General features: G+C 50.5%; 15 protein-coding genes. 6 read left to right on the plus strand and 9 right to left on the minus strand.

Annotation, left to right across the window (positions count from 1 at the left end; all coding sequences use genetic code 11):
- The first annotated feature begins 69 nt into the window (after positions 1-69).
- Positions 70-843, plus strand: coding sequence for a 5'/3'-nucleotidase SurE (gene surE / locus LN737_RS20740; RefSeq protein ID WP_405511727.1), 774 nt, complete (start codon positions 70-72; stop codon positions 841-843).
- A gap of 81 nt (positions 844-924) precedes the next feature.
- Positions 925-2,481, plus strand: a complete 1,557-nt coding sequence (locus tag LN737_RS20745) for a GH3 auxin-responsive promoter family protein (protein WP_405511728.1) — start codon at positions 925-927, stop codon at positions 2,479-2,481.
- Positions 2,482-2,798: 317 nt separating this feature from the next.
- Here LN737_RS20745 and LN737_RS20750 read toward each other — a convergent pair whose 3' ends face one another.
- Entirely contained in the window at positions 2,799-3,437 is a 639-nt protein-coding gene (locus LN737_RS20750; protein ID WP_405511729.1) for a LysE family translocator, read from the minus strand.
- 121 nt (positions 3,438-3,558) lie between these two features.
- Complete coding sequence (locus LN737_RS20755) at positions 3,559-4,107, minus strand: NUDIX hydrolase (RefSeq protein ID WP_405511730.1); 549 nt, start codon at positions 4,105-4,107, stop codon at positions 3,559-3,561.
- 223 nt (positions 4,108-4,330) lie between these two features.
- Between LN737_RS20755 and LN737_RS20760 the strand changes: the two genes are divergently transcribed.
- Both LN737_RS20760 and LN737_RS20765 read left to right on the plus strand, forming a co-directional pair.
- Positions 4,331-5,893, plus strand: coding sequence for a M28 family metallopeptidase (locus LN737_RS20760; protein ID WP_405511731.1), 1,563 nt, complete (start codon positions 4,331-4,333; stop codon positions 5,891-5,893).
- A 56-nt stretch (positions 5,894-5,949) separates the two neighbouring features.
- Positions 5,950-6,870, plus strand: coding sequence for an isoaspartyl peptidase/L-asparaginase family protein (locus LN737_RS20765; RefSeq protein WP_405511732.1), 921 nt, complete (start codon positions 5,950-5,952; stop codon positions 6,868-6,870).
- A 2-nt stretch (positions 6,871-6,872) separates the two neighbouring features.
- Here LN737_RS20765 and LN737_RS20770 read toward each other — a convergent pair whose 3' ends face one another.
- Positions 6,873-7,712, minus strand: a complete 840-nt coding sequence (locus LN737_RS20770; protein ID WP_405511733.1) for a cyanophycinase — start codon at positions 7,710-7,712, stop codon at positions 6,873-6,875.
- Between the two features lie 137 nt (positions 7,713-7,849).
- Here LN737_RS20770 and LN737_RS20775 point away from each other — a divergent pair, with 137 nt between their 5' ends.
- On the plus strand, positions 7,850-8,722 hold the full coding sequence (locus tag LN737_RS20775) for a cyanophycinase (protein WP_405511734.1): 873 nt from the start codon (positions 7,850-7,852) through the stop codon (positions 8,720-8,722).
- A gap of 33 nt (positions 8,723-8,755) precedes the next feature.
- Here the strand turns inward: LN737_RS20775 and cphA are convergent, their stop codons facing one another.
- Positions 8,756-11,422: a cyanophycin synthetase gene (cphA, locus tag LN737_RS20780; RefSeq protein ID WP_405511735.1), complete on the minus strand. Its 2,667-nt coding sequence runs from the start codon at positions 11,420-11,422 to the stop codon at positions 8,756-8,758.
- Between the two features lie 662 nt (positions 11,423-12,084).
- Between cphA and LN737_RS20785 the strand changes: the two genes are divergently transcribed.
- Entirely contained in the window at positions 12,085-13,290 is a 1,206-nt protein-coding gene (locus tag LN737_RS20785) for a glycosyltransferase family 1 protein (protein WP_405511736.1), read from the plus strand.
- Between the two features lie 98 nt (positions 13,291-13,388).
- Here LN737_RS20785 and LN737_RS20790 read toward each other — a convergent pair whose 3' ends face one another.
- From LN737_RS20790 to LN737_RS20810, 5 genes are all read right to left on the minus strand, one after another.
- Positions 13,389-13,637, minus strand: a complete 249-nt coding sequence (locus LN737_RS20790; RefSeq protein WP_405511737.1) for a hypothetical protein — start codon at positions 13,635-13,637, stop codon at positions 13,389-13,391.
- Between the two features lie 313 nt (positions 13,638-13,950).
- Entirely contained in the window at positions 13,951-14,469 is a 519-nt protein-coding gene (locus tag LN737_RS20795; RefSeq protein ID WP_405511738.1) for a DUF1735 domain-containing protein, read from the minus strand.
- A gap of 24 nt (positions 14,470-14,493) precedes the next feature.
- Positions 14,494-15,999 carry a SusD/RagB family nutrient-binding outer membrane lipoprotein gene (locus tag LN737_RS20800; protein ID WP_405511739.1) on the minus strand — a complete coding sequence of 502 codons (1,506 nt, stop codon included), beginning with the start codon at positions 15,997-15,999 and terminating at the stop codon, positions 14,494-14,496.
- 23 nt (positions 16,000-16,022) lie between these two features.
- Positions 16,023-17,867 (minus strand): TonB-dependent receptor domain-containing protein, encoded by a 1,845-nt coding sequence (locus LN737_RS20805; protein WP_405511740.1) that lies wholly within the window; start codon positions 17,865-17,867, stop codon positions 16,023-16,025.
- Entirely contained in the window at positions 17,795-19,258 is a 1,464-nt protein-coding gene (locus LN737_RS20810) for a carboxypeptidase-like regulatory domain-containing protein (RefSeq protein WP_405511741.1), read from the minus strand. Before LN737_RS20810 ends, LN737_RS20805 begins: the two co-directional genes overlap by 73 nt.
- Positions 19,259-19,944: the final 686 nt, after the last annotated feature.

Genomic DNA, 19,944 nt, shown 5'->3' on the forward strand with positions numbered 1-19,944 from the left:
GCACTGAATTGCCGATGGTCTGCCGTAACGGGCGACAAACGGCTATCAACTGACGATTCTTGATTTTTTATGTCTGACAAGCCCCTGATTCTGGTAACGAATGACGATGGTATTACGGCCTACGGCATTCGGACGCTCGTAGAACTAATGAAACAACTTGGCTCGGTGGTAGTGGTGGCCCCCAACAGCCCACAGTCGGGTATGGGTCATGCCATTACGATTGCCAACCCGATTCGGCTCTATCCGTCCGACATCTATGGCGATGTTCCAGCGTATGAATGTTCGGGCACCCCCGCTGACTGCGTGAAGCTGGCCAAACATCACGTACTGAAAGATCGCGCTCCGGATTTGGTGGTCAGTGGAATCAATCACGGCAGTAATTCATCCATCAGTATTTTGTATTCGGGCACTATGTCGGCGGCTATTGAAGCCGCCATCGAGGGAATTCCGGCGATTGGCTTTTCGTTGAACGATTTCACCCGGCAGGCCGATTTCTCACACACCCACGAACATATTCTGGCAATTGCACGTAATGTAATAGAACGCGGCATGAAGCGCGGGACGGCCTTAAATGTCAACTTCCCGGCACGTGCCGCCGAACCGCTGAAAGGCATTCGCATCTGTCGACAGGCTAACGCCAAGTGGCAGGAAGTCTTCGACGAGCGACGTGATCCGCATGGCCGACGGTATTTCTGGCTGGCTGGTGATTTTGTAAATTTCGATCCACACGCTGAAGACACCGATGAATACGCTCTGGCCAATAACTACACGTCTGTAGTGCCCTGTCAGTACGATTTAACAGCGTATGGCATGATGGATGAATTGAAAAACTGGCAATTGTAATTATACATGATGAGTGGTGAATGATAAATGATTGTGCTGGTCACCATTCGTCACTCATCAATCCTAATTCAACATTCTTTTATGGCTCTTTTAGGTAGCATGCTCAAGAATGGTATCCGGCTTACCAATGCCGTTCGTTTACGAAAGTTTAACCCCTATCGTCAACAGCGAAAAGTGTTTCGTAAGCTCGTTCAGAAAGCCCAGTTCACCAGCTTCGGTACTACGTATCAGTTTCATAAGTTGCTTCATTCGGCTCAATTCAACAACAGCCGCGAGTTCTACGAACTATACAAGCAAACGGTTCCCATCCACGATTACAACCAGATGTTTGATGGCTGGTGGAAGCAAACGCTGGCTGGCAAAAAAAACGTAACCTGGCCCGGACGGGTAAAATATTTTGCGCTCAGTTCGGGTACGTCGGAAGCCGCAACAAAATACATCCCGGTAACGAAAGCCATGTCGAAGGCGATTCAGCGGACCAGTATCCGGCAGATACTGACCCTGGGTAAATACCAGAACCTGCCCGCTACGCTGTACGAAAAAGGCTACCTCATGCTCGGCGGCAGCACTAACCTGAACGCCCGTGAAGGCCATTACGAAGGTGATTTGAGTGGCATTACGGCCAGCCAGATTCCGTTCTGGTTTCAGCGATTTTATAAACCCGGCCGGGAAATTGCGCAGGAGCGCGACTGGGCACTAAAGCTGGATGAAATTACGGAACAGGCCGGAAACTGGGACATCGGCTACGTAGTGGGCGTACCGGCCTGGATTCAGTTGCTGATGGAAAAAATCATTGCTCGTTACCAGGTCAAAACCATTCACGATGTATGGCCTAACCTCATGGTATTTTGCCACGGGGGCGTATCGTTTGAGCCGTATCGCGCTGGTTTTGAGAAGCTTCTCGCTCACCCCATAACGTACATAGAAACTTACCTGGCTTCCGAGGGCTTCATCGCTTACCAGACCCACCCCAATGCTGAAGGGATGCAGCTGGTGCTGAATAATGGGCTGTTTTTTGAGTTCATCCCTTTCAATGAGCAGAATTTTTCTTCCGATGGTGAACTGACCGAGAACCCGCAAACGCTGATGATCGACGACGTTGAGGAAGGAAAAGAATATGCCCTGCTTCTTTCGACCTGCTCCGGTGCCTGGCGCTATCTGATTGGCGACACGGTTCGGTTTGTGGATAAAAAACGGGCTGAAATCGTCATTACCGGCCGGACGAAGCACTTCCTGAGTCTTTGTGGCGAACACCTTTCCGTCGATAACATGAACAAGGCGATTGAGCTGGTTTCGCAGGAGTTAGGCATTTCCATTCGCGAGTTTACGGTGGCAGGGGTTACCCACGGTACGTTGTTTGCGCACCACTGGTACATCGGCACCGATGACCCGGTGGATGCTACCGACTTACGGGATCGAATCGACGCTAAGCTCAAAGAACTGAACGATGACTACGCGGTTGAGCGACGGCACGCGCTAAAAGACATTTCGGTTACGGTGCTGCCTGCGAAAACGTTTTACGACTGGATGGACTCGAAAGGAAAAATGGGCGGCCAACACAAGTTTCCCCGTGTACTGAAGAAAAAACTAATTACAGAATGGGAGAGCTTCCTGAATGTAACGAATAAAGCAATTTAATACACAACGAATGTTTTCTATTGGCTCTTTATTATATTTAAAATAATCTTTCTTTAATAATAGTCAAATCTGAATTAAAATTTAGTGATAACTACTCAGATATGATACAAATTATATTTTTTAATGTTTACTTTGCTATATCACTCACTGTAACGATCTAGCTAGTCATGGACATTAAGAAAAAATCATTTTTATTAGGCCCCTGGACCCTAATATTATTGATCTCTCTTGCGTTTTTATTCTTCACTATACGCTGGTTTTATCATTTGATTTTTTAACGGAACAGGTAGTTGTGGACTGGTGGATTTTCTTTTTTTCTACCAGTTCATCGCCCTAGAGAGCGGTTCCAGTAAGCGCGTGTAGGCAATGTTTGCCGCCCCAATCAGGAAAACAACACCCGTTACCCGGTTAAAGATAAGTACCACCCGCGGGGTGAAGAGTCGTTTAAGTCGATTGGCATAATAGGCCAGTGCCGATTCGGTGGCAAACACTCCTACTAAAGCGGCAATCATAAAGCCATATTGCTGAGCATCAGAGTAATGCAGATGCGAACGAATATAAGCCACAATGGCTACCCAGGCTACGAAATTGACGGGGTTGAGCGCATTCAGAAAAAAACCCGTCGTAAAATAATACACAAAGTTGCCAAAACTGGTTTTAGGGTAAGCTAAGCGGGGCGTTCCCTTGAGGATGTTTACTAACCCCATAGCCACCAGAAAGAGCACTCCCACGGCCGCCATAATATTCTCAAAACCCTGTACTTTCGGGATAAACGACGTACCGAGCAAGGCAGCGGCAACGAACAGGATATCGCCCGTAATGACGCCGAAAACAATTTTCATTCCCGACCAAAAGCCGTTGTCGACGCTATTCTGAATTAGCGCAAAAAACACGGTTCCAAACGTTAGGCAAAGCGCTGCGCCCAGTAAAAAACCAAAAAGAATGGGTAAGAACACAGGTAATGGAGTTTTGATTATAAGTTTACGGTATTTAACGAAAAGTGTACTGAGGATAGATTATTCATTCGTTCAATCGTCAGTCACCTGTCAATCATAAACCGAATACCGTAAACTGTGTTTAAATTCCCCGTAGCCGCGCTACGATTAGCAGGCCACTGACACTAAGCGAGTCGGTGATGCGACTGGTCATCGCCATCTCGACCGCTTCGGCCAGGGGAAGTTTCCAGATGCGCAGATCTTCGGTTTCTTCAGGGGCGTGGTCACCCTGCACCAGATCTTCGGCGATATATAGAAACCCTTCTTCGTCGGTGGCCGAATTTGACGTATGAATCCGGGCTATTTTCGTCCACGTCTGCGCTTCCAGACCCGTTTCTTCTTTCAGTTCCCGACGGGCCGATTCGAGCGGGTCGGTACCCAGTGGAGAACCGCCTTCGGGAATTTCCCACGAGTATTCGTTTAGCGGGTACCGATATTGGCCAACCAGATACGTATTGCCTTCAGCGTCGATCGGAATCACACCTACAGCTTTGTTCTTAAAACTTACGACACCATATATACCCGGTGTTCCAGCAGGGGTCACTACGTCTTCGTGCCGGATAGCAAGCCAGGGATTTTCGTACTTTACAGACGAGTTGAGCGTCTGCCAGGGATTTTCAGTTGTGTTCATGCGGACAAAGGCCGGAAAAGCCGCTAAGTTACCACCTTTCGCTTATCGCATGTGCCCCTTTGCAGCTTTTCTGCCTTCTTAAATCTTCCGGCAGCTTTCACCGACAAACCAGTGTGGTATAAAGCCATGAATTAATTGTCATCCGATCAGGATACGGTTTGTCAGTCAATAGCGTTTCAAGAAATCGGTTATCTTCGGGCTACTACTCAATTTATTTATTCACATGCGCAACAAACTTCTGTTTACCAGTCTGCTACTTGGCAGTACGCTCATCAGCTTTGGGCAGGATGAGAAGCTGGATATGCCCATAATCCAGAAAATCCGCGAGGAAGGCCTGCAACGCTCTCAGGTCATGGAAACGGCTTTTTATCTGACCGATGTAAACGGCCCACGCTTGCAGGGACCCGGTTTTATGAAAGCCGCCAACTGGGCAAAAACGAAGCTGACGGGCTGGGGCTTACAGAACGCCCGGCTGGAACCCTGGGGCGAATGGGGCAAAGGCTGGGCCGTGGAGCATTGTTACCTGGCCATGACTGTCCCTTATTACAAAACGATTATTGCGATACCCAGAGCCTGGAGCGGCAGTACGAACAAGTTGCAGGCAGCCGACATTTTGTACATCAGTTCCACCGACACGACCGCTCTGGAAAGCTATCGCAGCAAACTGAAGAATAAAGTAATTCTGCTCGATCAGGCCTACACGATTACGCCAACCTTTAGAGCCGATGCCAGCCGTTATACCGACGAAGCCTTGCAGAAAATGGCGAATGAAGCCCCGCCTGCCCAACGGTCTGGCCCCGACACTACGTATCGCAGCCGGATTCTGGCCATGCGCACCCAAAATGCGTTTAATCAGAAAATGCGGAAACTGGCCAAACAGGAAGGGGCGCTTGGCATGCTCAACACTACGCAGAATAGCATAGATGGTACGTTGTTTGTTAGTGGCGATTACGCGAATGCCGCTATAGGTGCTACGCCCGATGATCTGGCTGATCTCTCGATTGCCGTAGAGGACTACCTGACTCTTTGTCGATTGATGAAAGCGGGCGTACCCGTTAAGCTGGAAATCGATGTGAAAACGAAGTTTTTTACGGACGATACCAAAGGCTATAACGTACTGGCCGAAATACCCGGTACCGATCCCAAACTGAAAGAGGAAGTCGTAATGCTGGGTGCTCACTTCGACTCCTGGCACGCGGCTACGGGTGCCACCGATAATGCTGCGGGTAGCGCGGTCATGATGGAAGCAATCCGCATTCTGAAAACGATTGGCGTGAAACCCCGACGTACCATTCGCCTAGCGCTCTGGAGTGGTGAGGAACAGGGCTTACACGGCTCAAAAAATTACGTCAACAACCATCTCGTTGATCCGGCTACCAACAAATTGACTAAAGAGGGCGATAATATTGCGGCTTATTTCAATGTCGATAACGGAACGGGAAAAATCCGAGGGGTTTATTTGCAGGGAAATCAGGCGGTCGGACCCATTTTTTCGCAGTGGCTGAAACCCTTCAACGACCTTGGTGCGATAGCCGTAACGCCAAGAAATACAGGCGGTACCGACCACCTTTCTTTCGACCGGGTGGGGTTACCGGGCTTTCAGTTTATTCAGGACCCGATTGAGTACGGCACCCGTACGCACCACACCAACATGGATACCTACGATCACCTGCAGCCGGATGACCTGAAACAGGCAGCTACGGTCGTTGCCAGCTTTGTTTATAATGCCGCCATGCGGGATCAGAAACTCCCCCGGAAAGCAGCCACCGATCAGGCAGCCCGATAAACCAGTTGGGCAGCTGGTGAGTTATTGAGCCAACTGCCCAACTCATCAGTTGCCCTATGTTTACGATTGCCATTCATGGAGGAAGCGGAACCATCACGCGGTCGGATATTACGCCTGAACAGGAGAAGACGTACCGGCAGGCGCTGGAGCAGGCTTTAGTAACTGGCCATGCTGTTCTGGCGAATGGAGGCCCGGCATTGGATGCCGTGGAGCAGGCCGTCCGGAGTCTGGAAGAGAACGAGTTATTCAACGCGGGCAAAGGGTCGGTGTTTTCGGCAGCTGGCAAGCACGAAATGGATGCGTCGATCATGTGCGGTCACACATTGAAGGCGGGGGCAGTGGCCGGAATCAGCAACATACGGAATCCGGTTTCGCTGGCTCGACTGGTGATGGAGCAATCGGAAAATGTGTTGTTAATGGGACGTGGTGCCGAAGAGTTTGCCCAACTGCACAACATCCCCGTTGAACCGGACGATTATTTCTACACCGACTTCCGCTACCATCAGCTCAAAGAAGCGCAGCAGGCCAATAAAGTGTGGCTCGATCATAGCCGTACCAATACCGGAAAAGGGACCGTAGGCGCCGTAGCCCTCGACCAGGCTGGCAATCTGGCTGCGGCCACCTCAACGGGTGGGTTGACCAACAAAATGTACGGCCGCGTGGGCGACACCCCCATTATCGGAGCCGGTACGTACGCAAACAACCAGACGTGCGCCGTTTCGTGTACCGGCTACGGTGAATTTTTTATCCGGGCTGTCGTGGCCTACGACATTTCGTGCCTGATGAGCTACAAAGGGCTTTCGCTGAAAGAAGCCTGCGATTACGTCGTGCGGGATAAACTCAAATCGATCGGTGGCGAAGGTGGCCTGATTGCCGTTGACCGGGCCGGGAATGTTGAACTGCCCTTTAATTCCGAAGGCATGTACCGGGCATGGCGTAACCAGCCCGGCGCGGGCGACGTAGCAATTTTCGGGTAAGATCAGGAGATTTTCTTATTACGAAGGGTGAAATTGTTGCCGTGGCTGAGTACATGAACTAGCAGATTTTCAATGAAAATATCATGCTCGACATGCGCTACCGTATGGTTCGACTCTTTCAGACTCCGGCCATCGATGAGCGTAACCAGCCCTGACCCAATGGCTTCGAGTTTGTTGCCTTTCCGGATAATAATCCCCGTATCTTCTTCCAGGCCAATGCCGATGTGCGTGGGGTTATTGGCTACGGCAAAAGCCAGCCGACGAAAGCGGCCTCGCACCAGAAAATGCGTATCGATGATGGCTTCATGAACCAGGGCCAAGCCCGGCAGTAAATCGACATGAGGTTGTACGTCGTTTACGGGCGTACGCGGGTAGATCATCAGATCCGACATCACCATGGCTCCGGCGCTGGTACCGGCAATTACAAAATGTTCGTGGACGTAGCGTTCGTGCAGGAGCCGGGCAAAGGCCGTATTGCTTAAGGCATCCGTTAATTTCAGTTGATCGCCACCCGAAAACAGAATCCCGCCACACGTTCTGATACGTTCCAGAATCTCGGGCTGATCGGCATCTTCAGGAGAGATTATGTGCATAAACCGGACGTTAGTATGGCCAAGTTTTTTAAAGGCGCGTGTATAGCGCTGAGCCACAGTTTCGGGAATGCTCGACGCCGTTGTGACTACTTCCAGAAAAGCTTTTGTATTGTTGATTTCAGCAACGATTCGGTACAGAATCCCGGAGTTTATAAAGCTGTGAATGGTATCGTGAAAATGGAGCGGTTTGTTACGACTTCCTTTATCTTCATTTCCGCCGATGGCAATCAGAGTACCTCGAATATGCATGAAGTGGCTGAATTTAGGATCGCTGGTGAGATTATGGTCAAAAGTAACTGACAATGCTTTATCCTGCTAACATCATTGCCGTCTGTTGGTTAAACTGGTCGCAACCGAAATCACTCATAAAATAACCCACAAACGTTATGACCGTACCAAAAGGAAAGTTGATTCCCATCGGGGGCAGTGAAGCCAAAGGGCAGGAAGCCACGGATGCATCGAGCGAATTGCGGCAGCCCACCTTTTTTGAATCTGGTATTCTGGCCGAGTTTCTGGCCGAAGTGAAGGGACCGGGCTCCCGAATTGAAATCATTCCGGCGGCTTCGGAAGTACCCGAAGAAATGGGGAAAGCCTATCTCGACGCCTTCCATAATTTGGGCTGTAAAAACGTTCACGTACTGTACATTGACAGCCTGAAGGAAGCCGATAGCCCCGATAATCTGCGTCGAATTGACAAAGCGGATGGGGTACTGTTTACCGGAGGCAATCAGACAACCCTGATCGATAAGCTATTGGACAGCCAATTGATCCGTAACATTCAGCAGCGCTACCAGTACGACGACTTTGTGATTGCCGGCACCAGCGCCGGAGCGGCAGCTATGCCCCGACTGGCCATTAAAGAAGGAAAAAGCTCGGAATCGCTCATTAAAGGAATGGTGGAAACCGAAAAAGGACTCTCTTTGCTGCCCGGCGCCATTATTGACACCCACTTTATGCAACGGAGTCGCCTGCCCCGACTAACCGAAGCTCTGTTACGTAATCCGGGTTTGCTCGGCATTGGCCTCTGCGTCGATACAGGCGTGGTGATCACTCAGGGCAACGTATTAAGAGCGATAGGATCAGGCGGGGTGTTTATTGTCAATGCCGATGACGTGCTCGATACCAATTACCACGACATTCGGGAATTAACGCCCGTTTACGTCAATAAGTTACACATCACCATTCTGGCGAATGGGGCATCCTATTACCTCAACGAACGTATTTTCACAAAAACTGACGAAACAGTGATTCAGTCGTAAAGCCTTTTCTAAGATACTCTGACAAATCTATTGCTAAGCGCTCACCAGACCGTCTGGCTTATGGGCAAGCTGCAATTCGCGTTCTTGACAAGCCTCCACTAGCTTGACGGACTGACTCACCCGATCCGACAGATGCACAATCAGCGCATCGTTTGGTGCATTCTGGATCGCATAGGTCAGGGCGGCCAATTCGTCGGGAATAATCTGCACAGACTTTTGGGGATTCACTTCCCGAATGCCCTGCATGATCAAATCCGCAATCTGAGCCGTGTCCCGGCCGCGGCTATCTTCATCGAAGCGAATAATAATGTCATCAAATATATTGACCGATACCCGTCCAACCTCAATGATGTCCTCGTCCCGACGGTCGCCAACGCCGGTCAGGATGCCAATCGTACGACCCGCCCCCGCCTGTTTGATGTATTCGCCCAAGGCAACCAATCCATGCGGATTATGGGCGTAATCGACCAGCACACAGAAGTTCTGGAAATAAAAGAAATTCATTCGCCCCGGCGTGTTTTCGAACGAGGGAATAAAAGAACGGAGCCCTTCCGCAATCAAAGCAACCGAAATATGCTGACAATAAGCGCCCAACGCAGCAGCCAGGATATTCTCAATCATAAAGGGTGCTTTTCCGCCAAACGACAAGGGAATATTCGTTACGTGTTCAATCTGGATTCGTTCATCGCCCCGTCGGATGGTTATAAATTCATCTTCATAAACGGCCGCTAGGCCACCAGCCCGGTAATGCGCCACGATACGTTCGCCCGTTGGGTTCATGCTGAACAGGGCCACATTTGAGCGCACATGCTGCCGCATGGCGTAGGTATACGTATTGTCGGCATTCAGCACGGCATAGCCATCCGGCTTCACACTTTCGGCCACAATCGCTTTAACACGCGCCATATCCTCCAGCGAATGAATGTCGCGCAGGCCGAGATGATCCGACGCTACGTTGGTAACAATCCCTACGTCGCACTGATCGAACGCTAAGCCCGAACGTAACATACCGCCCCGAGCGCATTCAAGCACGGCTACGTCAACGGACGAATCCTGAAGTACTTTCCGTGAACTCTGCGGACCTGTACAATCCCCGGATTCGATCAGTGTATCGTCTATATAAACGCCATCGGTAGTAGTGCAGCCAACCACGCATCCCAGCTGACGAATGATGTGTCGAATTAGCCGGGTAGTGGTGGTTTTTCCGTTTGTCCCCGTAATGGCAACAATAGGAATACGGCCTGGCGCTGAACCGAATTTATCACTCTGATTTGCAGGGAAAAGCATCTCCGCTACAGCTTTCCCTACCTCACGGGGCTTCCCCTCCGACGGATGTATGTGCATACGGAAACCGGGCGCTGCGTTCACTTCAATCACCGAAGCGCCGGAAGCCTTCAGCGGGCGGGTAATATCCTGAGCAATCAAATCAATTCCGCAGATATCCAGCCCGATGGCCCGCGCTGTTCGTTCGGCCATAACCCGGATCTCTGGATGCACGCAATCCGTTACGTCAATCGCCGTTCCACCTGTACTCAGATTTGCCGTTTTTTTCAGAAAGAGTTTGCATCCGGCAGGCAGCACCGACTCGAGTGTAAGACCCTGCTCGGCAAGCAGCATACAGGTTGCTTCGTCGAGTTCGATTTTAGTCAGCAGATTGACGTGCCCCTCCCCGCGTCTTGGATCAAAATTAATCTGGTCAACGAGTTGTCGAATGGTAGACGAGCCATCGCCGGTTACCTCCGCCGGAATCCGTCGGGCTGCCGCACAGAGTTTGTAATCGATCACCAGAAGCCGGTAGTCGTTCCCATCGATAAATTGCTCAACCAGTACGTTCGGACGGTGCTGTTTGGCCATCCGGAAAGCAGCCATCAGTGCATCATCGGATTGAATATTTGTGGTTACGCCCCGGCCATGATTCCCATCCAGTGGTTTAACGGTGAGTGGAAAGTTCAGCGTCTGACGTACCTCCTGAATAGCCTGTTCGGTCTGCACCACTTCACCAATGGGCACCGGAATTCCAACCTGTTTAAGTCGACGTTTTGTTTCGTTTTTATCCCCAGCCAGTTCAACCGCTATGCTGCTGGTCTGGCTCGTGATGGTAGCCTGGATACGTTTATGCCGGGCGCCGTAGCCTAACTGAATCGTTGATTCATTATCGAGCCGAATGTACGGAATGCCTTTTTGCAGGCAGGCATTGACAATAGCCGACGTACTGGGACCCAATCGGTCCTCTTCATACAGCCGGGCCAGAAGACTGAGATCGGCCTGTATGTCATATTTCTTTCCATCCACCAGCGACTGCGCAATATCGACAGCGCGGGTAACCGCCAGCAAACCAGCCCGCTCTTCCTGATACGCCACCACAACGTTATAAATTCCGTATTCACCAGTGCCGCGGGTCCGGCCAAAGCCGCATTCGATGCCTGCCAATGCCTGAAGCTCCAGCGCAATATGTTCGATAATGTGGCCCATCCAGGTGCCGCGTTCGACCCGGTAAAAAAATCCTCCCGGTCGACCTTCCGAACAGCGATGGTCGTACAGGCTGGGCATCAGCCGTTGCAGGCGTTCATAAAACCCATCAATTTTATCGGAGGGAAGTTCTTCCAGTTCTTCCAGATCCAATCGCATCACAATTAGTTTATGGCGATTAATCGACCAGTAGTTAGGGCCATTCAACGCCCGGATATCTTGAATTTTCATAGTTGAGTTGCCCAGCCAACGTAGTAAAAAACCCTACGTATGGGCTTAATGAGGACTGAAACTAGGGCTACGTTCTGGAGTGCTTTGCGTTACGTATAAGCGGCCGATGGGTTAGAAAATTGAGGCTTTGTTGGCAAATATCTCTTTGGAACCAACAAATTATAGAATAGTTTTCAGATTTAATATAATAATTATTGATTGGATGGCCGATTATGCCGGGGATAGCTGTTTATAGTAACCCATTATTTTTTGCCACAAATCACTGAACATTCGGCTTATGCAAGCCGTTAGACCTGCAAAAAAATTGTTATTCTTTTTGGCTGTACGTAACGTTTTGAAAATCTGATCAGACCGATCTTTTCTGACATTGTCCGTACATCCTGTTGCTTTTGTTAACCTGTGATCAATAAAACCGGAAGACTGCTTAGCCTTCCGGTTTTATTTTTGCCATACGAAGGCGACGCAGCCATAACCTATTTTGTCTGGCCAACATACTCACAAACGTAGCCTTCAAATGCGCCCGTGCTGGCATCGACTCACCGGGCCGACACCAGCCAGGACCGCTTTCTCACTAAGTCAGGTACCCCCCAAGATATCATCGACGAACAGGGTTTACCTGATATGGCAATCATAAAAACAGCGAATCGCCATAACACGTCAGTATGACCCTCAGCGATAAAAAACGAACCAGCAGTAGCTCAACTCAAGCCCTTCAGGCCCTAACTTATTTACGCAGCCAGGTACCACCTTCCGATACCCAATCCCGTATTCAGGATTTGGTTTGTTTCGCCCACCTCCGCTGGAATTTCGTCTATCAGCGTCCCCAGCATCTGTTAAGCCGGGCCGCTCAGCAATGGCGTGTCTGGTACGTTGAAGAACCCATCTGGGGTGACTCGCTTTATCTTGATATACATTCGGTAGATGAGAATATCCGGGTTGTGGTTCCTCACCTGCCCCATGGCCTGGATGAAGAATCAACCATCCGGTTACAACGTCAGCTAGTGGATCAACTCCTGGAGCAACAGGAAATTACGAATTTCATTACGTGGTATTATACCCCCATGGCGTTGTTATTCAGCGATCATTTACAGGCAAATCTGGTCATTTATGATTGCATGGATGAACTGTCTGCTTTTAAGGGGGCTTCGCCCCGCTTACTTCAGGAAGAAAAACGCCTGCTGAGCCGTGCCGATCTGGTGTTCACCGGAGGGTATAGCTTATACGAGGCTAAATTATCGCGGCATGAACGGGTATTTGCTTTCCCGAGCTGTATCGACTACGATCATTTTGTTCGCGCGCGGCATGGAATGGCCGACCCCGCCGACCAACGGGATATTGCTCCGCAACGGATTGGATTCAGCGGAGTCCTCGACGAACGCCTTGACATTGAGTTACTCGGGGCGCTAGCCCAGCAACTTCCTGACTGGCAGTTTATCTTGCTTGGCCCCGTAGTAAAAATCGACCCAGCTACACTGCCACAGGGACCTAATCTGCATTACCTGGGCATGAAGAATTATAAGGAGCTACCGGCTTACTTCAGCAATTGGGACATTGCCATGATGCCGTTTGCCCACAACGAAGCTACCCGCTTTATCAGCCCAACCAAAACGCCCGAGTATCTGGCGGCTGGTCTGCCCGTTGTATCGACCTCCATCTGCGATGTCAAACGGACCTACTGTAGCTGGGAGCAGGTTCAGCTCGCCGATTCGGCTGAAGCTATGGGAACGGCCATCAGGCAGGCCGTGCAACAGGGACAAAAAGCTGACTGGATGTCGCTGGATGCGTTCTTGCGTGAACAGTCCTGGGAAAACACCTGGCAACAGATGCAGCGGCTTTTATACGCTCAACTCATCTACGCCCAGGTATAAAAGCATAATCAACAATTTGGTCAGAGAGCCTGCTCCATTTCCGGTAGCATAGATTCACTACGTATTATCGGGACAGGTGCACAAGCTGAATCTTTACTTTACACGAATTCATGCCAGTTGATTCGTACCAGGTAAGGGTTCAGCTTGTCGGTATTTCTGAAGGGGAGAATGTACTGCATGGTCCAGTCGCGATCCCAACTTACTTCGACAAAGAATGAACCCAGACTATACAGAACTCTTTGTTCCTGGTCAGGCATGGGGCGCTGGAAGAGTGGAATTCCATCCTTCAGCAGAAGAGCACTTTGCAGTCCTTGCGGCAGGGTGCTATATTCTGATAATGACAGCATAACCTTTTTATTAATTTTCCGTCGATTATGTTCTGTTTGCCCACCCGCCGTTCGTGTTGGTTAGCTGAACGTCGGTCGCCCCAGGCATTGCTTGTAAAACAAATTTACTAAAAAAAACGTGACGTAGCGAGTTGGTGTCAGGCACCCGTCAAATTAGGTTTACAAGCTCTCAATAAGCCGGGGCAAGTATCATATCCCTGCGAAAACCGGTTATGTCAAATGCAAAAGACCTGCCTTCACGAGCGTGAAGGCAGGTCTTCGTATTAGTCGTAATTCCGAACAGCTTCTTCGCAGAGAAGCCAGCCTATTCCGATTACTGAGTCCGGCTAATGACCAGAATCTGGGTACGGTAATTGGCGCTGATGACTACGTTGCTTGGCACCTCCGTAATGGTGATAGGAAGCGCATATGGGCCGCCCGTAGCGGGTACCTGCGTACCTACGAAATTGACATTTACCGTAGCGATCCGCTGACCGGCCGCAACCGTCACTGTTGGGGTTGTCAGCTGATAAGCGGCTGTCGGCAGTACGGTATACGTCGTTTTGTTGGCGGTATTATAAGCTGTCAGCGCGGCCTGGTCGATAGCCACCGTAACGGGTATGTCCTGCGTTGGAAGATTGGGCGAAGCAATGTTAACGTCGACTGGTGCGATCAGTGAGGCACTGCTGGCCGATACCGATACGGTTTTCAAAATGCTTCGGTTGGCCACGTACGGAATTTCGGCTACGTAGCCTGCCCCGGCAAAATTAACAAAGTGTTCGTCATCCTTAAGGCAGGAGGTCAGGCCAACGGTCAAACTCGCGGCCACGATCATTTTTACTAGCTTGTTCATGGTTGTTGATTGTTTTGGGTGGGCCTACTTCATCCAGAAGACTTTGCTGGTAAACTGACTAATCGTTCCCTGAGCAGCTACGTTGGTGGCGTTGTTGCTATATTCCGATGTTGGATAGAGCAGCCGGGATGGAATCTGACGTACCGTTGTGCTGGGGTCCAGCGAAATGGGAATCGTCGTGGGGAAACCCAACCGCCGGTAATCAGACCAGGCTTCGAAGGGAGCCGTACCGTTTTCCGAGGCCCATTTCTGCGTGATGATCGCTTCAATTTTGTTCGAAGAAGCCTCCCAATTCACATCGTTTACGCCCGCCTGCGCGTAATACGTACTGGCTTCCGCAGCTGTCCGCCCAGCATTGATGAACGACTCCGCAATAGCCGCCTGATAGAGTGCCTTAGGATCGCCGGTGATCCAGCCGCGCTGTGCAGCTTCGGCCTGCATAAACAGACTCTCGTGCGATAGTAAAATCGGCGACGACTGATCGACCCGCTGAAGAATACCGGGGCCTACATCCGATACCTGGCTATTCACCAATGGATCAGTTGTTCCGAAATACGTGCCGTTGAAGGTACTCGTCGTTCCGGCCACGGGCCGGTAATAAGCGCCGATGCGTGGGTCATTGGTTTGTTTATAAAACGAGATGCCGTACAGATTGCCCTTATACTGGTTATTGAGCGTAGTTGGGTTGCCGTTGATGGCATAGAACGCCCCGTACAACGGATTTTGCTGGTTCTGGGAGTTGGAATAACCCGGATTGACACTCGCATTTTCGCCCGCCCCGAGGAATCCATAACCCGATGCTTTTATCGCGGCCAGCTGTGTTTGGATAAACGAGGCCCGGTCTGCTTTCTCCGACTGCCGAAGCAGCATGCGCAGTTTCAACGTATTGCCAAACTTCAGCCATTTGTCGATGTCGCCCCCGAACATAATGTCATTGGCTCCCGGATTGAGCGTTCCTTCACCGTTATTCAACAGTACCATAGCCGAATCAATCTGCTTGAACAGATCTTCGTAAATCGCCTGCCCATTGTCGTAGGTAGGCAGAATGTTTGTGGTACCCTGAAGGGCGGTCGTATACGGTACGTTGCCATAGGTGTCTACCAGAATATGAAAATGCAGGGCTTTCATAATTTTGGCCATGCCCTGCAAAATAGGTTGCTTAAGGGCTGCCCCCTGAACATCTACATAATTGTAATTTTTCAGATTGAGGTAAGCACTGCTCCAGATGCTGTTGTTGAAGCCCTGCGTAAACTGGTAGTTTTTGTCCGACGTAGCGATGGAATAGTTACCGCTCCAGTTCCAGTAACCCATCCACAGATTCAGGAAGTAAAAGCTACCAGCATTGCCTCCGGGGGCATTTCCCGTCAGGTACCAGCCTGTTGCGGCCAGCGCATCCGGTAACACTAACTGGGGTGTTGCGGCTGTCACCTGGTTCGGATTGTTATTCACGTCCAGGTAATCTTTACAACCCGCCACGATCATTGACAGGCCAAGTACCAGGCCGATCAGAAGTTGTTTTATCGATCTCATTGTTCGTTGCTGAATGAAGTTGATTAAAAACCGAAGCTAAGCCGGAAGCCATAGAAACGGGTTGGAGGGGTCTGGTATTCCGTCGTTGTACCAACGGCGTTACTGGTGTCGTTGGCGTTGGTGCCTCCCGAAAATTCAGGGTCAGTAAACACGTTCGTTTTAGGACGAAGCATGATCAGGTTCCGACCCGTCAGGGCAATGTTCAGCGACTTGATGAATCGCGTGTAGCCTACGATTTTGGTTGGGATGTTGTAGCTCAGCACCACTTCCCTCAGTTTCCAGAAATCGGCGCTCGTTACGTAGCTATAACCAGCGTTGTGATACCCTGAGTTGGTCCAGAAAACCAGATTACCGTCTTTAGTAGTAACGTTCGTGTTATTGGCGTATTGGTTTGACCCGTCCGTATTTTTTCCGGTAACAACAACGGAGTTCGGAAATACAAAATTTTGCCGACCAGCGTAAATCGAACGGATACCAGCGCCCGTAAACTCAAGGGCATTACCCAAAGCGTTGTAGATAACAGCACCACCCCGGTATTCGATAACGGCCGAAAGCGTTATGCCTTTGAATTTGAACGTATTGGTTAAACCGAACCGATATTTAGGCTGTGTAGTACCCGCGTACCGGAGCGTTGGGTCGAGTGTAGGATACCCGGTGGCGTCAACGATGGGCCGACCAGCGAACTGGCCCGTTGGGTCGTAGTTGGCAGCGGTAGCATCCGTCGATTGAACGCGCTGAATATCACTGACGTACAAAGCCGGATAAGCAAACCCTTTGGCGGCAAATACGTTGGAGGCTCCCCCCGTCAGAGTTGGCCGGTATGGGTCTGTACCGTATGGAATATTTATCCGGGCCAGATCCTGATAAACGTCGGTAACCAGGCTTTCCAGATACGTAAAGTTGGCGTTCAGATCCCAGGTAAATGCACCGGTGCTAACCAATGGGCGGATCGTCCGCAAATCCAGTTCGATACCGTGGTTTTTCATCGTACCTGTGTTCACCAGCGCTGACGAATAGCCGGTTGCCCGCGATACGTCGATGGGTACGGTCTGGTTGGTCGTTACGGTGTTATAGTACACGGCTTCGAGGTTGAAGCGGTCAAACAACCCAATTTCCAACCCAACTTCCTTGCTCGTTGTAAACTCGGGTTTCAGGTTGGGATCGTTTTGCTGATTACTTTGTTCAAAACCGGCCTGTCCACCAAACGGGAATCCCGTGCCGGGGTTAAACACATTCTGCAACTGATACGGCGCTACGTTTACCTGCCCTACTTTCGATATACCGCCCCGCAGTTTTGCGTAGCTGATAACCGAACTGTTTTTGAGGGAAGGAATGGCTTCTGTAATGATTACCGAAGCATCGACGCTGGGGTAAAAGAACGACCGATTGCTTGGCGACAGCAGGGAAGTCCAGTCGTTACGGCCTGTGGCATGGATGAACGCAAAATCTCTGTATCCAACCGTCAGATCACCGAACGCGCCTAACAGCCGGTTCTGGCTGCTGTATTCCGCCACCGTTGGATTGCCCAGCCGGTTCGAGATATTGTAAGTTCCGGGTACTACGAGGGCACCGGCATAATCGTAGGTCGTCCGCATGTACTCCTGCCGGGTCTGCTGACCCAGAATCAGCCGGGTCGTAAAGTCGCCAAATTTGGGATTTATCGTAACGAGCAGGTCGCCCGTAAAGCGGGTGCGAAGCTGCGTAGCGTCCTGAACGGTAGCATTGGTATGCCCGCCCGCCGATGAAGCGATGTTACCCGCTTCCCATGGGTCGCCCGTAGCGTAGTCAGAAAACGTTACGTCGGCGATGTGGGCTTTGAGCTGCGAGTTGTAGATCTGCCCCCTACCCGATACAATACGTTCAGCCATTTGGTAGCCTGATAACCCGCATCGGCTGACCCCTGCAAAGTATACAGGTTGGTAACTTTCCGCGAATTGTCGCCAGTGATCTGCCAGTACGGATTCGGGTAATACGCGTTGTAAAAACCATTCACATCACCATACGGAGAAGTGATATCGTTCAGCGGATAGCTGTTGAGGGGCGCCTGTGGCTGCTGGTTCAGTACGTTCCAGTATACAGGCCGGTTCTGGTTGAAATCGCCGTTTTCGGTATCGGTCCGCTGATACGAAAACTGGACGCCCGAATTAGTAGTAAACTTATCGACAGCCCGCCCTCCTTTGATGCTGATGTTTGTCCGTTGATACTTGTCATTCGGCACAACGCCTTTCTGATCAACGCGCTGCAAACTCAGGCCGAAGTAATTCTGGGCATCCCCGATACGGTACGAAATGTCATGCTGCTGCGTAACGCCCGTATTGAAAAAGGCCCGCCGTGGGTCTTTACCCGGAGCTGAATAAGGAATTTTCAACGTATCGAGCCGCACGTTTCCGTTTGCATCCCGGATCTGAACGCCGTATCCAAGTGGCTGAATAGATCCGTCGAAGGCTGGCCCGAATTGCTGGTTTTCGTACGGCACATACGTACGCGCATAGTTACGGTCGTAGAAAGGAGCGCCTTCGCCCCCGTTTGCGCCAAACTGGGTTTGTAGTCCGGGCATATACGAAATACTCTCGAACTGGGTGTTGTTGGTGTACGTAATCTGCGGTTTGTTATTTTGTGTACCTCGTTTGGTGGAGATGATAAGCGCACCGTTCGAAGCATCGGACCCGTACAAAGCCGCTGCACTAGGCCCTTTCAGCACCGTCGTACTTTCGATATCGTTCGGGTTGATCGATGTCAGAAAGCTTATGTCGGAGATAACGCCATCCACGATCAACAGGGCCTGGTTGTTGCCGAGAAAGGAACGGTTCCCCCGTAGCGTCAGCCGGACACCAGCACCCACACCATTGTTGGTGGTATTGATCTGAAGACCCGATACTTTAGCGGTCAGCCCGTTGGCTACGTTGACGGGAGCCGCCTGCGTAAGCTGTGCGCTGTTGATTCGCGCTATCGATGTTCCGATTTCGCGCTCCGTTCGCTGAATACCAAAGCCCGTTACCACGACTTCATTCAACGTCGAGGCATCGGCTGCCAGCACAACGTTGAGCGTATTGCGGTTGCCAACAGCCACATCCTGCGATTTAAACCCGACAAACGAAAATGTCAGGGTTGTATTGGCACTCGTACTGATTTGATAATTACCGTTAACATCAGTGGTTGTTCCGCGACTAGTGCCTTTTACCACAACACTCACACCGGGAAGCGGAGAACCATCATCGGACGACGTAACGCGTCCACTAACTGCTACATCCTGTGCCATAAGTGGCATACTGAAGAGCAGGGACAAAAGCCAGCATAAAAAAAGTGAGGGGTACGCGAAAGCGCGTATTGACTTAAAATTACTTTCCATAGTTCGTTGAGAATAACCAGTGAACGCCCAATGGACCAGCCCTTGTCAGACTGACACCATCCCAAATAAGTTTTAATACAAAATGAACCCAATGCCGTCAGTCGGTTTTGCCTACGTGTAGTGGCTATAAACCCATTTTCTGACATTTATCAGGATCAGCTGGACACACCGCCCCTTCACTCACAAACTGAGTGTTCTGGGTGGCTCGATTCGTCTCACTAGTGCGGGTAAAGACGAGGCAGAAAGTGCAGTGGGAGTTATCGCCATCAACGCTGATTGACAGGTGAACACCCGGCGTTCATCCAATGAACTGAACGGCAGCGGGATTGTACACATTGGAGGAAATAAAGAAAGTTGAGCTTTCTCATAGTCAGGAAGTCAGTTTGGTTAAGAAAGAATATTAGCTAACACCTCTTAAATGAAAATGCCGCCATTATGTTTAGGTTTTATGGTATTAAAATTAGATTAATAACCAAAGTTCACCTCGCTGAACGAAGCGGAAAGAGCGGGTTTATGGCCCACTACGGCGTTGCAGAGTCACAAAACGTAGTGCGGTTGGGTGTTCAACATTTTTCTTTTTCAGCAAATGATTTTCG

It is taken from the genome of Spirosoma sp. KNUC1025, assembly GCF_045160025.1.
Taxonomy (GTDB): Bacteria; Bacteroidota; Bacteroidia; order Cytophagales; family Spirosomataceae; genus Spirosoma.

Bases quoted from the DNA above. Each gene is read 5' to 3' on its own strand.
- LN737_RS20785 (WP_405511736.1), top strand. From the start codon at position 12,085: ATGACCCTCAGCGATAAAAAACGAACCAGCAGTAGCTCAACTCAAGCC.
- LN737_RS20795 (WP_405511738.1), bottom strand. From the start codon at position 14,469: ATGAACAAGCTAGTAAAAATGATCGTGGCCGCGAGTTTGACCGTTGGC.
- cphA (WP_405511735.1), bottom strand. From the start codon at position 11,422: ATGAAAATTCAAGATATCCGGGCGTTGAATGGCCCTAACTACTGGTCG.
- LN737_RS20745 (WP_405511728.1), top strand. From the start codon at position 925: ATGGCTCTTTTAGGTAGCATGCTCAAGAATGGTATCCGGCTTACCAAT.
- LN737_RS20770 (WP_405511733.1), bottom strand. From the start codon at position 7,712: ATGCATATTCGAGGTACTCTGATTGCCATCGGCGGAAATGAAGATAAA.
- LN737_RS20800 (WP_405511739.1), bottom strand. From the start codon at position 15,999: ATGAGATCGATAAAACAACTTCTGATCGGCCTGGTACTTGGCCTGTCA.
- LN737_RS20805 (WP_405511740.1), bottom strand. From the start codon at position 17,867: ATGGCTGAACGTATTGTATCGGGTAGGGGGCAGATCTACAACTCGCAG.
- LN737_RS20775 (WP_405511734.1), top strand. From the start codon at position 7,850: ATGACCGTACCAAAAGGAAAGTTGATTCCCATCGGGGGCAGTGAAGCC.
- LN737_RS20810 (WP_405511741.1), bottom strand. From the start codon at position 19,258: ATGGCACAGGATGTAGCAGTTAGTGGACGCGTTACGTCGTCCGATGAT.
- surE (WP_405511727.1), top strand. From the start codon at position 70: ATGTCTGACAAGCCCCTGATTCTGGTAACGAATGACGATGGTATTACG.
- LN737_RS20790 (WP_405511737.1), bottom strand. From the start codon at position 13,637: ATGCTGTCATTATCAGAATATAGCACCCTGCCGCAAGGACTGCAAAGT.
- LN737_RS20760 (WP_405511731.1), top strand. From the start codon at position 4,331: ATGCGCAACAAACTTCTGTTTACCAGTCTGCTACTTGGCAGTACGCTC.
- LN737_RS20755 (WP_405511730.1), bottom strand. From the start codon at position 4,107: ATGAACACAACTGAAAATCCCTGGCAGACGCTCAACTCGTCTGTAAAG.
- LN737_RS20765 (WP_405511732.1), top strand. From the start codon at position 5,950: ATGTTTACGATTGCCATTCATGGAGGAAGCGGAACCATCACGCGGTCG.